General features: G+C 37.1%; 16 protein-coding genes, 1 tRNA gene and 1 riboswitch. Of the genes, 5 read left to right on the forward strand and 12 right to left on the reverse strand.

The window, feature by feature from the left end:
- Positions 1 to 22 precede the first annotated feature (22 nt).
- Positions 23 to 137, reverse strand: a riboswitch (SAM riboswitch).
- Positions 138 to 316: 179 nt separating this feature from the next.
- From RGB74_RS15430 to RGB74_RS15460, 7 genes are all read right to left on the reverse strand, one after another.
- Positions 317 to 1,423, reverse strand: coding sequence for a hypothetical protein (locus tag RGB74_RS15430; RefSeq protein WP_310760184.1), 1,107 nt, complete (start codon positions 1,421 to 1,423; stop codon positions 317 to 319).
- Positions 1,424 to 1,680: 257 nt separating this feature from the next.
- Positions 1,681 to 2,328 (reverse strand): nitroreductase family protein, encoded by a 648-nt coding sequence (locus RGB74_RS15435; RefSeq protein WP_310760185.1) that lies wholly within the window; start codon positions 2,326 to 2,328, stop codon positions 1,681 to 1,683.
- 93 nt (positions 2,329 to 2,421) lie between these two features.
- On the reverse strand, positions 2,422 to 2,946 hold the full coding sequence (locus RGB74_RS15440) for a hypothetical protein (RefSeq protein ID WP_310760186.1): 525 nt from the start codon (positions 2,944 to 2,946) through the stop codon (positions 2,422 to 2,424).
- Between the two features lie 100 nt (positions 2,947 to 3,046).
- Positions 3,047 to 3,661 carry a phosphatase PAP2 family protein gene (locus RGB74_RS15445; protein ID WP_310760187.1) on the reverse strand — a complete coding sequence of 205 codons (615 nt, stop codon included), beginning with the start codon at positions 3,659 to 3,661 and terminating at the stop codon, positions 3,047 to 3,049.
- A gap of 106 nt (positions 3,662 to 3,767) precedes the next feature.
- Entirely contained in the window at positions 3,768 to 4,199 is a 432-nt protein-coding gene (locus RGB74_RS15450; protein WP_310760188.1) for a general stress protein, read from the reverse strand.
- 84 nt (positions 4,200 to 4,283) lie between these two features.
- Complete coding sequence (gene corA, locus RGB74_RS15455) at positions 4,284 to 5,237, reverse strand: magnesium/cobalt transporter CorA (RefSeq protein WP_310760189.1); 954 nt, start codon at positions 5,235 to 5,237, stop codon at positions 4,284 to 4,286.
- 203 nt (positions 5,238 to 5,440) lie between these two features.
- A complete protein-coding gene (locus RGB74_RS15460) occupies positions 5,441 to 6,268 on the reverse strand; it encodes a VanW family protein (RefSeq protein WP_310760190.1) in 828 nt (275 codons plus the stop codon).
- A 200-nt stretch (positions 6,269 to 6,468) separates the two neighbouring features.
- Here RGB74_RS15460 and RGB74_RS15465 point away from each other — a divergent pair, with 200 nt between their 5' ends.
- Complete coding sequence (locus tag RGB74_RS15465; RefSeq protein WP_310760191.1) at positions 6,469 to 7,383, forward strand: permease; 915 nt, start codon at positions 6,469 to 6,471, stop codon at positions 7,381 to 7,383.
- 18 nt (positions 7,384 to 7,401) lie between these two features.
- Complete coding sequence (locus RGB74_RS15470; protein ID WP_310760192.1) at positions 7,402 to 8,262, forward strand: TIGR03943 family putative permease subunit; 861 nt, start codon at positions 7,402 to 7,404, stop codon at positions 8,260 to 8,262.
- Between the two features lie 152 nt (positions 8,263 to 8,414).
- On the opposite strand, the gene RGB74_RS15475 is transcribed toward RGB74_RS15470, so the two are convergent.
- Positions 8,415 to 9,125, reverse strand: a complete 711-nt coding sequence (locus RGB74_RS15475) for a vanadium-dependent haloperoxidase (RefSeq protein WP_310760193.1) — start codon at positions 9,123 to 9,125, stop codon at positions 8,415 to 8,417.
- Positions 9,126 to 9,681: 556 nt separating this feature from the next.
- Here RGB74_RS15475 and RGB74_RS15480 point away from each other — a divergent pair.
- Both RGB74_RS15480 and RGB74_RS15485 read left to right on the forward strand, forming a co-directional pair.
- Positions 9,682 to 10,458 carry a class I SAM-dependent methyltransferase gene (locus tag RGB74_RS15480; RefSeq protein ID WP_310760194.1) on the forward strand — a complete coding sequence of 259 codons (777 nt, stop codon included), beginning with the start codon at positions 9,682 to 9,684 and terminating at the stop codon, positions 10,456 to 10,458.
- A gap of 192 nt (positions 10,459 to 10,650) precedes the next feature.
- Positions 10,651 to 10,773 carry a hypothetical protein gene (locus RGB74_RS15485; protein ID WP_310760195.1) on the forward strand — a complete coding sequence of 41 codons (123 nt, stop codon included), beginning with the start codon at positions 10,651 to 10,653 and terminating at the stop codon, positions 10,771 to 10,773.
- 94 nt (positions 10,774 to 10,867) lie between these two features.
- On the opposite strand, the gene RGB74_RS15490 is transcribed toward RGB74_RS15485, so the two are convergent.
- Positions 10,868 to 11,299, reverse strand: coding sequence for a MarR family winged helix-turn-helix transcriptional regulator (locus tag RGB74_RS15490; RefSeq protein ID WP_310760196.1), 432 nt, complete (start codon positions 11,297 to 11,299; stop codon positions 10,868 to 10,870).
- 284 nt (positions 11,300 to 11,583) lie between these two features.
- Here RGB74_RS15490 and RGB74_RS15495 point away from each other — a divergent pair, with 284 nt between their 5' ends.
- The gene (locus RGB74_RS15495) at positions 11,584 to 11,811 is read left to right on the forward strand and encodes an XRE family transcriptional regulator (protein ID WP_310760197.1); all 228 of its coding nucleotides are present in this window, start codon (positions 11,584 to 11,586) and stop codon (positions 11,809 to 11,811) included.
- Between the two features lie 45 nt (positions 11,812 to 11,856).
- On the opposite strand, the gene RGB74_RS15500 is transcribed toward RGB74_RS15495, so the two are convergent.
- From RGB74_RS15500 to RGB74_RS15510, 3 genes are all read right to left on the reverse strand, one after another.
- Positions 11,857 to 11,932 (reverse strand) — tRNA-Arg (locus RGB74_RS15500).
- A 62-nt stretch (positions 11,933 to 11,994) separates the two neighbouring features.
- Positions 11,995 to 12,489 carry a ParB N-terminal domain-containing protein gene (locus tag RGB74_RS15505; RefSeq protein ID WP_310760198.1) on the reverse strand — a complete coding sequence of 165 codons (495 nt, stop codon included), beginning with the start codon at positions 12,487 to 12,489 and terminating at the stop codon, positions 11,995 to 11,997.
- A gap of 144 nt (positions 12,490 to 12,633) precedes the next feature.
- Entirely contained in the window at positions 12,634 to 13,656 is a 1,023-nt protein-coding gene (locus RGB74_RS15510) for a Delta(5) desaturase DesA (RefSeq protein WP_310760199.1), read from the reverse strand.
- Positions 13,657 to 13,861: the final 205 nt, after the last annotated feature.

Genomic DNA, 13,861 nt, shown 5'->3' on the forward strand with positions numbered 1-13,861 from the left:
AAGAAGAGGGTTTGATGTCCTCCTCTTATCTTTCAGACCAAATATGATCTGTAGGAATTGGCACCTTTCCAAACCGTTGTGGTCTGTTGGTTGCCGGGCTTCATAGGGCCTAGTCCCTCCGCCTCTCTGGATAAGAGATATTCATTTTATATGGTTTACCACAATAATGTGAAGATGTTTATTTTGTTCTTGAATAGGATTATAGGCATCTCATTTTCGAAAGTCAACCGTTTTTAGAAAAATCTTAAAAGTCATTCAAAAGTCTCATTATCATTGCACGAACGATTAAATTTAGATTATGAATGTAATATGCTGGTTATGCCAATTTTGTTCCGCTTCTATCTAAATTCCACTGAAACTCTTCAATTCTTTTAACAAGTACAGGGATTCTGTTTGCAATCGCCTCTTTTTCGCCGTAACGAATTTTTTGTTCTAACGTCATATCACTGTGCAATACCTTGAATTGAAAAGCGGTCAAGCTTGTCAGTTTGATAAACTCCTCTTGTTTCACCCGTTTCTTTACATCAGCATCACCATTGCAATAGCCTTCCATAAAACCATCAACTATAGTTTGCAGCTTTTCCTCAAATCGATCGAACTGATGTTTTGCGTAACGTGGTGAATTAAAGAAAGTTGCATAAAGTGTATGATAATTGTTTATAAAATTACCTGCTAACGAATCTCCACTGTACAAAAGCGGTACTGGGTCGATTAGACATACTCTTCCATCACCGTGAAGCAATATATTCTCAGGAGAAGTATCCTGGTTCGTAAATACAATTTGAGATTCATCAAGATTCCTGTTTCTCATGCATTCCTCAAGTTGAATCATTGCTGCTGGATGAACATGCCGATCATAATTTAGGATAAACCCTTTAAAGTCGTTTAAGTACTCTTTATTCTCTTCTTTCATGAACTCTGTAACACTCGACTGGAACTGTCCTTCAATATTTGTACCATTCCATCTTAAGTATCCGAAGCCTTTTAACCCGTGCTGTGCCATGTTCATGTATCGGAAAAATTCACCCATTTCTGCACCCGTCTGGAATGCTTCCATGAACGTAAAGTTTTCAAGCTTAATCGGTTTTCCAGCATACGATTCAACAGTAAACGTTTTATTCTTACCAACATAATATTGAAAAAATTCAGGACAAATACCTGGTTTAACGCTATTTGCCAGTTTATAATACGCTTTCGTTCCTTCATATTCTGCCAGACATGCCGTCTCGTCAAATTCTACCTTCTTCCCGTATGCTACCGCTTTTGGAAACCTTACAACAACAGCTTCCCCAACCCGCAGTTGAACGAGATATGCTTGATGCCATGCGCCCTCACCCAAGTATTGAACCTGAGTCGGATCTTTAAGTGGATCTAATCCACTTTTTTGCAGGGCAAAGTCTATTAAGTCTAATGTTTCTTTCATAAAGAATCCTCTTTCTTTATTCAATATACTTTTGCTATAAAGATAAATTCGGTATATGTCGAAAAAAATCCTTTTTTCTTATTTGTTGAGGTGAATGAAGGCAGAATGGTACAAGTTAAAAATCAAATTGATCGGTTATTCCAGGTTTCGCTCGTATTCTTCGAATCGCGCTCGTATTTTCTGCATCGCGCTCGTATCTCTTCAAAAACAAAAACCGGCTTTTACAGGTCCCAGACTCCCTGTTAAAGCCAGTTTTATTAATCTACATACGTCACAATTTCTTCTACCGCTTTACGTGCGAGCTTTTTTGGCTGGTCTTGCGGGTGACCGAGTGAAATTACCATGTTGATCTGTTTTTGAGCAGGAATCTCTAAATATTGTCGAATGGCATCTTGAGCAAGTAGTACAGGACCAGTCATCGGACAAGTACCAAGGCCTCGTGCATGCGCGGCTAACATAAGATTCTGTATCGCTAGACAGCTGCTCTTAATACCTTCTTCTTCCCACACAGACTCCTCTGCTAATTCAATAGGATCAAAGATTTTTTCACGGAACTTCGACTCATAAGGTGTTGCTAAGCAAATGATTAAGACTGGAGCACCTGAAAATGCTGTCGCATAAGGTCCGAAAGAACGCGTAAGCAATTTTGCTTCCTTCGTCATTCCATTCTCTTCTGCTTTCGCAGCAAGCTTGTGAATACCATCCCATGTCATTTCTTCGATTTTTTTTACTTTATCTTTATTCCGAATCACAATAAATTCCCATGTTTGTGAGTTTGTATCACTCGGAGCATAACGGGCACAGTCCATAATTTCATGAATATCTTCGTTTGCTACAGACTCATCTGTAAATTTACGGACACTTCTTCTTCCATGTATGATTTCTTTAAACTCTTCGTATTTCATGCTTGTCTCCTCTGACAAAAAAATATAATGAAACTATATGTATTATACAGAATTTTGGAAGCACCTTCAAAAGCATTGACAGACAATGGCTAATCACACTGTTTTAGCCGAAACATCAGCCATCTGCTGTTCTACAAAGGAACGCACTTCCTCTTCAACTTTTTTCTTAATGATAAATTCAACGGTTCGTTTTTCAGCGTGAAAACGAACAAGCCCCCAGCTTGGATACCCTGGGTTGTCAGCTTGCAGATCTGTAATCCATTCAACAGAGTTGATTTCGTCCCAGCGATAGAATCTTGTAGCTGATACGATTCCCATTTCACCAAGAACACCTCGAGACAGCTGTAAGAAAAATAACGCGATAAGTAAAACGATTAAAGTAAGCAAAAGTATATTTACTGCAAACCATAATTTTAAAAAGCCTAACCCTTGAAATAAAATGATCAGTAATATGATTTCTTTCGTCCAAATGTTCTTTTGTGCATATTCTCCACTATAAGATAGTTTATAGATAGGAAACGCCTTTTTCTTCTCCTTAAACTTTCTGATAATAAGGAGGATACTATACACTAAACCTAAAGAAATCAGCAGAACTAAGAATGCATTTAAGATCCCCATAATCGTTTCCCCCGTCTTTATCTATATCTAATTATACTGAATGACTATGAAAAAAGATTCAATCCCACACAAAAAAGACACCATTTTACATGGTGACCCTTTACTTTTTATAAGTTGGTATCGTCGTCAAAACATGAACGAAGATTCCAGCTGCTGTTCCAGCAAGGACATCAATCATATAATGAATACCTAGTTTTATCCTGCTTAATCCGATCATGGAAATGAATATTGCATAAGTCCATTTTGCCCAAACATGTCTCCACAACCCTGTTAAAAAAAGCAGCAGACTGTAAAAGGCAGCAGCGTTCATCGTATGTGCACTTGGATACCCATATTTGCTTGCATCAATAAGTCTTTCCCATTCAGGTGGTTTCCGTTTAAACAGTTGTTTTAATAGCGCATTTAACATCCTGATTCCAAGAACATTGAAAAGGATAAAATTGCTTTTATTTCTCTCCTTGGAATGTTTGTAGCTAATGTACAGCATCACGCCTAAAGGCACTGTAAAAAAACCAGATCCCAGTCTTGAGAATAAAATCATCACAGGATTAGAGAAGAATTTTGTTCGATAAAAAAACTGGCTGGATCTTTTGTCCAATGAATGAAAAGTTTCATTGTTTCTGATTGCGGTTAGTAAAACAAAAAATAAACCTGAAATCAACAAGGCAAAGATTCGAAAAGTAGAATGATGACTCTTTTGAATACGAAAAAACATATGTAAACTCACCTGACTTTTTGCAGCATAGTGTGTTTATTTTTTCCTTGCCTTTAAATTCTATTCGAATAAATAAAGGACACCCTATTTGGCGTCCTTTAATACATTATTTTCTTTCTGCCATAACAATGATTTTTCCATCCTCTAAATCTTGCATATATCGTTCAGCATCTTCTTCTGATACATCCATTCTTAGGAGGACATCTTTCATGTCTTCATCTCCATCATCAAACATGGATGCAAAAGGTCCTGCTGCTAATAACGGACCCACTCCAGGAACTCCTAGACCTGGTACAGCAATCGCTCCGCCAATACCGGTTAAAAAGCCAGCAATTGTTCCGTATGTAGCGCTATCCACATCATCATCGTTCACTTTTTCTTCATTTACATGAGTTTTGTCTGAGATCTGGTCCAGCACTTCTTCGTCTTTCGCAACAATCGAAATTTCTGAAGGGCTGTATCCCTTTGCCACAAGACCTTTAATTGCTTCTAACGCTGCTGCTTCCCTGTCATATGTACCGATGATATCTTTTTTCATCTTCTTTTCCTCCTAAAACTTAGGTCTTACAAGTAGATTCCCCTGTTAGGAGCGTTTTAAACAGATTGAAAAAGATACAGATGACTAATCCTGTTCAAACCAGCCTTTTTTCTTGAACCAAAGTGTCATAAGAAGACCAAGCAATATCATCATACCTAATACGTAGAAATAGCCATTTTGAGACTTCAGTTCTGGCATGTTTACGAAATTCATACCGTACAAACCAGCAATAAAAGTCAGAGGCATGAAAATAGTTGTGATTACTGTGAGTGTTTTCATAATATTATTCATGCGGTATGAGTTTAGCGAGATATGGTTATCTCGTATATCTGAAGTCATCTCACGGGCTGAAGTCATCATATCTGTCAAACGCAGCAAATGGTCATAGATGTCATGAAAGTAGGATCTTTCATCTGCATCCAAACCAACTCGTTTAGACTCAAGCATCCGATACAGCAGTTCACGCATAGGTACTACCGTTTTTCGTAATGACAGCAAATCTCCCCTAATATCAAAGATCTGGTTGATTAATTTTGGTGCTTCATCATCTTCATTGCTTTCAATGGACATGACGCGTTCTTCCAATTGGTGCATGATTGGAAAATACATATCGACTAGCTTATCTATTAATTTATGAAGAAGCTCATTTTTCCCGAGTTCCTGTGGCACCGTCTTTAACTCTTTCAAATAGCTCCAGACAAAATCGATTTCTGGAACTTCTGTCTTATGGAAAGTGACGATCATGTTTTTTGTACTAAAGATATCCACTTCGGTTGCATCGAGCGTTTTTTCATTTAGGGCATGTACAACATAGAATAGATGCTCTTCATAAAACTCCACTTTTGGACGCTGCAAAGAGTTCACGCAATCCTCAACCGCGAGTGGATGAAAATCGAAAAACGTCCGCAAAAGATTCGTTTCTTTCGTTATTGGACTATCAAAATCGACCCAAACCCAATCAGCCTGAATTTCATCTAAGCGCTCTAATGGCGGATTTATTATTACTTTTTGATTAACTACCGCTATCGTACGGATCATTGGCAGCCCTTCCTTCTCTCTTTCTATTATCATTACCCTTTTCTTTTTATCTTTTCTACAATAATTCAGGAATTTATATTTTACAATACGAAAGAATTTCTGAACTTCTGACTTCCAAGGATTATCAACACTATCAAATAACAGAGCTTAAAGAATAAATAAAAAACCCTTGGTCCGAATGTAATGGGCCAAGGGTTTTGCGTCTATGCTTCTTGCTGGGTTGATTCTAAGAGTGGTTCATACATCATAATCGCATGATTTTCAGTTACATATTGATCATCAATTTGATTCTTCTGTCTGTTAAACACTTTTCGATGGATAAGGTTGTGACGAAGATAGCCACCCCAATAGGCAGGCGTGATCCAATGTTCCTTTTCATAAACATGATAGCTATGAAGTTCTTCGTTTTCCGTGCGCCATTCTCCGACAAGGTGTGTATCTGTTAAATAAAGATAAAGCTGATAGGTTTGATCCGTATTGTTTTGGATTTGAAGATCAAGGTAATTGTAGGCACAAGTTGCTCCGCTCCCAAAAGGCTGTGTCCGTTTGGAATCAGGGAATACATCATAACTGTGTCTGTGTCGCTCAGTTACGGTTAACGGAGTGTGAAGCGTCATCCAGTAAATGAGATTTGAAAGCTGGCATAATCCTCCACCTGTTCCTTTTTGAAAGGTTCCATAGAACAAAACCATTCCATCTACATATCCTTTTGCTCTAGTCGTTGTCCCGATACTTTTCCAATACGAAAATGTCTCACCTGGTTTAATGAGAGTACCATTCAATTTCTGAATGGCAATGCTGAGATTTTTTACTTTGTTGTGCTGAAACCACATGTCTACGTCTTTTAATTTACGCAGCAATACAGTTCTATGCGAAAAACTGACAAAAGGCAGTTTTTCGTTTTTTGCGATTTTTGCATATTTCTTCTTGTCTGTAAACCATTCTAGGTATCGTTTCATCGTGTAGTATTTTTTACCTAGCGAAATCCGAAATGCCGAACGGCGTTTCGGACGAAGCTCAAAATGGTTCATCACATGCCCCCTTTTGCTCAATTTCAGCGCGGGAAATAAATTGTTTGGGGTCAGACCCCATTTCCCGACATTATGTAATTCTTTACTTAAGATAAAATTTCCTTTGATTTTTGTTGTATATTGGAGTTATTGTATAGTAGTTCACTTTATGAAATTTTAAGATTTAACAATTTTATTGTTAATGGTTTGGAGGTGTTGGGATGTTTGACAAAACGTTTTATCAAATGAATACCGTGTTCATCAGCATCCTGATTGAATCACTGCCTTTTGTTCTTATAGGTGTGCTTATCGCAGGTATCATTCAAATGTTTGTTACCGAAGAAATGGTGGCACGAATTATGCCGAAAAATAAAATATTAGCTGTATTATTCGGAACCGTTATCGGTGCAATTTTTCCAGCTTGTGAGTGTGGGATTGTTCCGATTACACGTAAACTGATTTCAAAAGGTGTACCCGCTTATGCAGCATTTCCTTTTATGTTGACGGGCCCTGTTATAAATCCAGTTGTTCTTTTTTCTACTTATGTTGCATTCGGAAACAAATGGGATGTAATGGTTTACCGAGGCGGACTTGCGATGATCGTAGCGATGATTGTAGGTTTTATCCTTTCTATACAATTTAAGAACACAAGTGTGCTCAAAACAGAAACAGGTGCTGTTTCTAGTCACCACGCACACGCAGAAATGGCTGCAACTGTTGAGCCTGCACCAAAATTATCACTCTCCAACAAAATAACAGGGACTCTAGTTCATGCTGTCGAAGAATTTTTCTCTGTGGGGAAATACTTAGTAATCGGTGCTTTTATCGCAGCAAGCATGCAGACGTATGTAAAAACTTCAACGTTATTAGAAATCGGACAAGGTCAAGTTTCATCATCACTTGTAATGATGGGCTTAGCTTTTGTATTATCCCTTTGTTCTGAAGCGGATGCATTTATTGCCTCTTCCTTTCAAAGTACATTCACGATCGGTTCAATTGTTGCATTCTTAGTAATGGGACCGATGCTTGATATCAAAAACGTCTTAATGATGCTTGGTTCTTTTAGAAAGAAACTTGTGTTCAGTTTGATCGGATATATTACCGTACTCGTCTTAATCGGATCATTATTCTTTTAAAAAGGAGGTGCGTAACAAATGATACGAATTTTAATATTGACCGGTTTTACCTTTTTGTTTATGCATCTTCACGCGACCGGAAACATAAGCAAATACATCAACATGAAGTATTCTTATATTTCTTTTTCAGCTATTTTCATACTTGGTTTATTAACTCTTGTTCAATTTTATATTTACGCAAAAGGTGATGATGACGGCCATCATCATCATGATGGTGAATCATGTGCTCTGCCTGATTGCGGGCATGACCATAAAAAGCCATCCCGCCTTAAAAGTATTTTTATTAGTATTGTTCTTATTTTCCCGATCATTTCAGGACTGTTTTTCCCGATAGCATCCCTTGATGCGCAAACAGTAAAAACAAAGGGTTTTCATTTTAAGGGAGTAGAGAACAAGGATGATTACGGAGAACACCAGTTTTTAAAACCTGACAGAAGTGTTTTTTATGGTGCAGAAGGCTATCAAAGTATTATGAAAAAGGAATCAAAATCATTTACGGATCAAAAAAATATCGTGTTAAACGATGAAAACTATCTAAAAGGTATGGAGAGCATTTATTACGAACCAGGTCTTTTTCTCGGAAAAAATATTAAATTCAAAGGCTTCACATATAATGATGAGGAGTCAAAAACGAAAAGCAACCAGCTGTTCCTCCTTCGGTTTGGTATCATCCATTGTATCGCTGACTCTGGAGTTTTTGGAATGATGGTCGAGTTTCCTAAAGGCACCAAGTTCCCAGATGATAAATGGATTCAGATTAATGGAGAAATTGAAACGATGTATTATCAGCCATTTAAATCAGAAATACCTTATGTTAAGGTGAAGAGCTGGAAAACAATCGAAAAGCCGAAAGAAGAATATGTTTATAGAAAAAACTAGATACCAAACAAAAAGACCGGGCATTGGCGTCCGGTTTTTTGTTTATTAAATACGTTGCCACTTTAGTTTCTCCGGTACTAACGTATCTGTAATTCGCTTTGTTCCTCAAACCTTCACTTCCTAGACCTTCTTGCTTTTAAATCAACGAATGACTAATTAACATTTTGCGATTTGATTAATGCAACGACCATTTCCCCGATCTGTCTTCCTAAAGATAATCCTTCATCATTGTCCACTTTAAAATGGACTCCTGCATATAATCGAGACATTGCGCACTCTTCCATGATTTGTTTAATTCTCATACTTTCTTGCGGAAAATAGTAGCTTAATATCATTTCAGTACATCCAGCCATTGTTGCATGTGCAGATGGGTAACCTGGAAAGCGCGGTGTAAATAGAATCGTCTTCATGTTTTTATCATATTGGCAAGGTCTAGCAACATCCCATAAATATTTAAAATACCAAGTCATCACAAACGCATCATTTACTGACGCTTGGTACAGACCCAAAAACCTTGCAGCTCTTGTAGAAGCGATACCGTACGTTTCCATTAAGTTATAAATCATCGGAGTAACTTGTTTGCTTACCTCTCCCGTGCCCCAATATTGAGCGATCTGTATTTGCTGAGGCGTTATATTCTGCAGTGTCTTTTGAACAACAAGCAGTTCACTTGCCCAATCAATCGTATTTGGATTTTTAATTCTCCACCTGATTGTCCTTCCAAAAGGATCAATGAACTCCTCGCCTCTTCTCGTTATAAAAAACATCGGCCAAGATCCTGCTTCAGGCGTAACTGGATTTGCAGGGGGAAATTGTTCTCCCGCATACGGATGTTCGGACCATCTTAAATAATCCCTTTCCATAAAGCCCCCCCTTTTCTTCATTTTCCACTCTCTATCATATGAAAAAAAAGAAAAGAAATAGAACACTTTTGGCTCTTGAGGATTTATAGTTATACACACATTTTTTGAAAGAAATCTCTGATTTAAACAAATAGCCGTTTCATACAATTAAGATGCTTCATATTATAGTGTAAAGTTGGCCAGGCTTTACAGCTATGGCTGGCTTTTTTAAATGGAAGTTGGTGAACGATTTTGAAAAACGTTGTAAAACATGTTGTTTCCTTTATCGTGTCCGACTCTGAACTGTTCGCTTCTTTTTGGAACATTGTCTTTCCTTATCATTGAGAAGCCTTCACCTTTGAGGTGCTGGATAATCTGCAGGAACTATTTTTGAGCCTTCAAGGAAGAATTTCTCTTTGGAACCATTCAATGGGACAAAACATAAAAGAATAAAAAAGACAGGGGTCTGTCCCGGGGTCAGACCCGGGACAGACCCCTGTTACATTTTACACTTTTCAATCTCCTTGCTTTTTTGGTATCATTTTCCTTAATTATACTAGAGAGGTTGCTGTTTCTGATGAATTCACTTAAACAATCGTTTAATTACATTGCTTCTTCATATGAAAAATACCGTCCAAATTATCCGAATGAAATGTTCACCGATATCATGCAGTATGCAAACCTCGATAGAAATGACTCTCTTCTGGAGATTGGCTGCGGAACAGGTAAAGCGACAGAAGGATTTTTAAACATGGGCTATGAAAATATTACCTGTATTGAATACGGTGAAAATTTAGCAAAACTCACTAAAGAAAAATTTTTAAACTATCCAGACGTTCATGTGATTCATTCTCCTTTTGAGGGATGGGAATCGAAGGATGCTCTTTATTCACTCGCATTTTCAGGAACTGCTTTTCATTTTATTCCAGCTCAAATTGGATATCCAAAAGCAGCTTCCTGTCTAAAAGAAGATGGTGTAATCGCCTTTTTTTGGTTTGAACATGTTTCTTCCGAAGAACCTGTTTATCAAGAAATAAGTGCTATATACAAAAAACACGCCCCTCATCTGGATGACAGAGATGTACCTGCTGTAGAAGAAGTCATTGAAAACCGGAGCCTCCAAACAACGGAGTCCGAGCACTTCCATCAATTAAAAGTCCATACATACAAATGGGAACAATTATATAAACCAGAAGAATATATAGGACTACTAAACACCCATTCTGGTCATCAAGTTTTGCCAGTGGAACAAAAACAAGCCTTATACGATGGAATTGAAGAGGTTATTATGAAACACGGTGGCCAAATCACAAAACAGCATGTTGTTGCCCTATACTTAGCCCGAAAAAAGTAACGAATAAAACCAGCTAAACGGATTAACCGTTAGGCTGGTTTTTTTTTACTAAAAATCTATACCTAATGTCCTGCTATCATTTACTCTTCTTAAAAACTAGGGAACGAGTACTATTGTTTCGACATTTAAAAGGGTTTTTATCGATTAAGCTAGAATTATGGAGAAAACACAAATGAAAGGGGGAAAAGAAAAATGAGTGAAGTGATTATACGTGATTTAATTAAACGTCATTTCACCAAGAAAAACATTCATGACCCACAATTACAGCAGCTGCTGGTTCACTTACTTCTTTCAGTAAGGAAAGAAAAACATTAGCTGACAGATAGATAGATGTATGATTAATAATCACATTCAAATTATGAAAACAAGAGTACCTGGACACTCCAGTTACTCTTTTTATTTTGTTCTCCTACAAAGGACTCGGAGGTCTCATTTGCTGTGTAACGAGTTTTAAAGAGTGCATGACCGTGCTGCGTTCAAATTCACTCAAATGTGAGAAACCATCAGTTAAGCTTTCTTTCATTAAGAGGTCTATTTTCTCTGCTGTTTGTTTTCCTTTTTCGGTTAATGTTAAAAAATAGATCCTTTTGTCATCCGGGTTTGCACTTTTTTTTACGAGATCAGCTTTCATTAAGGATTGTATCTGTCTGCTGAAAGTTGTGATATCAGCCCCGATCAAATCAGCAACCTGCTGCATGGACGGCTGATTATGATGTTGAAGTTCAAAGAGAATCTGACAATGAACAAGAGATATATTCCCCTCAACTTCCTTGCAATAATTTTTCAATAAGAGATTATATTTTCTATTGATTCCGTGCAAAAGATTTCTGACCTCTTCCATACAAACACCCCTTTTCATTCACTATAAAATAAATAATTGCAAAATTCAAATAATAAAAAAGAAGATTAATTTATATTACAAAAACATTTTTATTTTTTCTGTTTTTGTGATTTTTAGGTATTTACTCCTAACAAAGTGCAAATTATCTATCTTATTAATGGTTTGTTTATTTCCATTTAGTTCAAAAGATGTACGGATGTGTATAATAAAAAGTTTTAAAATTTTACAATCGGGTAATTAAAAATATAGAGAAAAAGGAATATGACTTGGGGGTATCATCAAATATGGAAAAAGTGGAGCAGAAACGCAGTAAACTTGGCAGATGGCTCGAACGACATAATAGAGATACAGACTGGCTAATCCGCGCCTCTGGAATTGAAAGAAAAGTTGCTGAAAATTTAGCGAAAAACCCGAATAAAAACCCGAGAATGATTACCATTCGGAAAGTATTATCTGCTGTTAAAAGAGTAGATCCAACAATAAAACTAAGTGACTTATGGGATATAAAATAACCGTGTACCTTCGTAATTGAGGCGTACACGTTTTTTTTGAGAAAATGGCGGCCCCGAGAGGACTCGAACCTCCGACGCACGGTTTAGGAAACCGACGCTCTATCCACTGAGCTACGGAGCCTTGTCCCTATTTATTATAGTAATAATTACGCAAAACACAAAAAAACTGATTTCCGGCCGAAATCAGTTTCCCTTTTTATGAAGGCTATTCATCATTAATCTCATGCAATGAATCGTTGTTTTCTTATATTGAACAGCTATTAAAAGGACCTTAAGCTTTTGAAATGGATTTAACTTTTTAAAAGATGGTTCTTGTTTCAAAAACAGTTTTATGATGGATAAGCTTTTTGGTGTAAATGGCTCCAAAAATGGTAGTTGTCTGTGTTGCTCTAAGGTCTGGGAATGAAACCATTTCCGCATCCAATATTTGATCTCTGTTGTAATCTTATTCTCATCTATTATACATGGCGCGTATTTATTTTTTGTATGTTTTCGAAGATATTCGAAGCGGTCCTTTCCACTCACAATCGAATAATGACCCTTACTATTTTTTTTCACTACAATAATGTGCATGCAGTCCCACATCATATTTCTTAATTTTTTAACATGCTCAGTAACATGAACTGCAGGGTCAGGTTTGATTTTACTTAATGGCAGATACTCTACATTTAACCTCATTCGCCTCCTCCTTTTATTAAAGCTATGCAGATGATTTCGTTTTCTTAGCATTATATGTTTAAATATAGGCGTTCGGTGCAAACAAAAAAAGCCATCTTCTCAGAAACGATTACTCGACGCTCCTTGAAGACGGCTCACACAACATTATGCGGTTTTATTTTTTCTTATAAAGTTTCGGATATCTCTGTTACCAATAAATTTCTTAGACTGCTCACACCATAATTTAAAATTCAGTGATTTTAAACTTGATAATAACGTCAATGTTGGTACATCTTGAAGTCTTGGATCACTTTTATGCGCTTTTTCAAGATGATAGTTTGGAACACGTGAATTCAGGTGATGAACGTGATGAAATCCGATATTTCCTGTGAACCATTGCAGTACTTTTGGAAGCTTGTAGAAAGAACTTCCCTTCAAGGCTGCTTCAACATAGTTCCACTTTTCGTTATTCTCAAAGTAACCATCCTCAAACTGATGCTGTACATAAAAAAGCCATACGCCTGAGAATGTGGCAATATAGAATATCGGCAGTTCGACTAAAAGGAATGCTTTCCAGCCAATCGTAAATCCGACTGCCAATACAATTGAAACTAACACAACGTTTGTGATCCAAACGTGGATTCTTTCTTTTTTCGAAGCATTTTTCGCATTAAAACGGTACTCGATCAAAAAGATATATAATGGTCCAATTAAAAATAATACGATTGGGTTGCGATAAACGCGATATTGCAAACGTTTTAGCCATGATGCATCTGCATATTCCTGCAATGTCATCGTCCAAACATCACCTACACCGCGCTTTTCCAAGTTTCCGTTTGTTGCATGATGTGTCGCATGGCTGTTTTTCCACTGTTCATACGAACAAAACGTAAATAAGCCCGTAAACATGCCAACGATTTGATTCATTTTACGGCTTTTAAAGAACGAATAGTGTGTACAATCATGAAAAATGATGAATGTACGAACTAAAAAGCCAGCAGCAGGAACCGCACAAACTAATGTTAACCAAAACGATATATTTAAACTCAGATAGGCTAATACCCATAAAACTAGGAACGGCCCAACTGAATTAATCAACTGCCATACACTTGCTGATATACGCGGGCGTTCAAATGGCGCTAATTTCTTCTTCCACTCACGAATATCATACTTTGAATGTTCGTTCATTAAACCACTCTCCTCAAATTCACATCCATATCATCATAACACATATTATGTATCCGATTTCCACATATTATGGCGATTACAAAAACAATTAAATGAACAAGGTGTCTCATTAGTGCGTTTTGTCACATCACGTCGACTCGCCGATCTATCAAATAATCCGCGAGAATAAAGAAAAATCCGCAATATTATCATCAAAATTCGCGTG

It is taken from the genome of Bacillus sp. NEB1478 (assembly GCF_031582965.1).
GTDB lineage: Bacteria > Bacillota > Bacilli > Bacillales > Fictibacillaceae > Fictibacillus.

Bases quoted from the DNA above. Each gene is read 5' to 3' on its own strand.
- RGB74_RS15430 (WP_310760184.1), bottom strand. From the start codon at position 1,423: ATGAAAGAAACATTAGACTTAATAGACTTTGCCCTGCAAAAAAGTGGA.
- RGB74_RS15435 (WP_310760185.1), bottom strand. From the start codon at position 2,328: ATGAAATACGAAGAGTTTAAAGAAATCATACATGGAAGAAGAAGTGTC.
- RGB74_RS15440 (WP_310760186.1), bottom strand. From the start codon at position 2,946: ATGGGGATCTTAAATGCATTCTTAGTTCTGCTGATTTCTTTAGGTTTA.
- RGB74_RS15445 (WP_310760187.1), bottom strand. From the start codon at position 3,661: ATGTTTTTTCGTATTCAAAAGAGTCATCATTCTACTTTTCGAATCTTT.
- RGB74_RS15450 (WP_310760188.1), bottom strand. From the start codon at position 4,199: ATGAAAAAAGATATCATCGGTACATATGACAGGGAAGCAGCAGCGTTA.
- corA (WP_310760189.1), bottom strand. From the start codon at position 5,237: ATGATCCGTACGATAGCGGTAGTTAATCAAAAAGTAATAATAAATCCG.
- RGB74_RS15460 (WP_310760190.1), bottom strand. From the start codon at position 6,268: ATGAACCATTTTGAGCTTCGTCCGAAACGCCGTTCGGCATTTCGGATT.
- RGB74_RS15465 (WP_310760191.1), top strand. From the start codon at position 6,469: ATGTTTGACAAAACGTTTTATCAAATGAATACCGTGTTCATCAGCATC.
- RGB74_RS15470 (WP_310760192.1), top strand. From the start codon at position 7,402: ATGATACGAATTTTAATATTGACCGGTTTTACCTTTTTGTTTATGCAT.
- RGB74_RS15475 (WP_310760193.1), bottom strand. From the start codon at position 9,125: ATGGAAAGGGATTATTTAAGATGGTCCGAACATCCGTATGCGGGAGAA.
- RGB74_RS15480 (WP_310760194.1), top strand. From the start codon at position 9,682: ATGAATTCACTTAAACAATCGTTTAATTACATTGCTTCTTCATATGAA.
- RGB74_RS15485 (WP_310760195.1), top strand. From the start codon at position 10,651: ATGAGTGAAGTGATTATACGTGATTTAATTAAACGTCATTTCACCAAG.
- RGB74_RS15490 (WP_310760196.1), bottom strand. From the start codon at position 11,299: ATGGAAGAGGTCAGAAATCTTTTGCACGGAATCAATAGAAAATATAAT.
- RGB74_RS15495 (WP_310760197.1), top strand. From the start codon at position 11,584: ATGGAAAAAGTGGAGCAGAAACGCAGTAAACTTGGCAGATGGCTCGAA.
- RGB74_RS15505 (WP_310760198.1), bottom strand. From the start codon at position 12,489: ATGAGGTTAAATGTAGAGTATCTGCCATTAAGTAAAATCAAACCTGAC.
- RGB74_RS15510 (WP_310760199.1), bottom strand. From the start codon at position 13,656: ATGAACGAACATTCAAAGTATGATATTCGTGAGTGGAAGAAGAAATTA.